Genomic DNA, 1,086 nt, shown 5'->3' with positions numbered 1-1,086 from the left:
AGTCTCTGATGCAAATGGGACAGATGTCACGCAATTGCTTTATTCAACTGACCGATTTTTGGAAAGTGCGCGCGCTTTTATTGGCAGTGATGGTGAGTTGGTATCGTTGGCGGAACAACTGCACACCAGCCGAGGTGCGGAAAACAACTCGCAGCAAATTGAAAACATGTATTACCGCTTGGGAGCCTTGGTTCTTGAATCGATTTTTAGCGATTCCAACACCAATACGGATACCTATCGCGACCTGGATTTACTGTTCATCGAATCGGATTCACTGTCGACAGGGGAGCGTTCTGCATTTCAACGTCGACTCGCACAAACCTCAAGTGTTCTTGCGGCGAATGCGCAGGGCAGTTATTTGGCGAATCAGTTATTAAAGCCAGATTTTCCTAATCAGTTGGTGTCGATGAAGGCTACGCTCGAACAAAAACTGGTTTCTTTTATCTTTTGGCTCATTGTCGTGAGCGGTTGTCTGTTGGCGGTGGTTTCATGGGCTGTCTTCTCTAAAAATGCGGTGGCGAATTCAAGTTCATCAGAGCCTGCCGTTTCTCAAACTGAAAACGCATCCAGTTCTTTAGAACACGAGAACAAAGCGCGTGAGTTGGCAAGTGATGCTCAAGCGAATAAAACGCAAGAGCTAACCCCTGATTCGCGACAAGAATTGCTGGCTCCGCAAGAACCGTTTATCGATATAAACAGAATGCTGGATTCGCTTTCTGGAGATGAAGGCGCTGTCCGAATGTTGCTCGAGGTCTTTATTCAAGATCATGCTGAAGATGGTTCTAAATTACATAAACTTCTAAACGAAGATATAGACAACGCACAGCGCGCGGCGCACAGCCTGAAAGGGGTGTCAGGAAGTTTAGGTGCAATGCCCCTGCATTACATCTCAGGTGAGATAGAATTATTGATAAAACAGGGCAAAGAAGTACCGGATAATAAGCTCTGTCAATTAAGAGATGTATTACAACAAACAACACTTTTCGCAGAGAAAGTTCTTAACAGTGAAAAGATACGAGAAGTGCTAACAGATTGATATTCCTCTGACTTAAAATGTTGGCGGTTGAGGTATTAAAGGCGCGTTCG

The 1,086-nt window shown here is 44.9% G+C and carries 1 protein-coding gene; it reads left to right on the top strand.

The features are described from left to right. Window positions 1-1,036 (top strand): Hpt domain-containing protein (locus R7P35_RS25940; protein ID WP_318093334.1); only part of this gene is annotated, 1,036 nt, incomplete at its 5' end. Between the last annotated feature and the right edge of the window lie 50 nt (window positions 1,037-1,086).

Source organism: Vibrio sp. Vb0304 (genome assembly GCF_033338995.1).
GTDB classification, from domain to species: Bacteria; Pseudomonadota; Gammaproteobacteria; order Enterobacterales; family Vibrionaceae; genus Vibrio; species Vibrio alginolyticus.
This window is presented reverse-complemented; position numbering and strand designations above follow the sequence as displayed.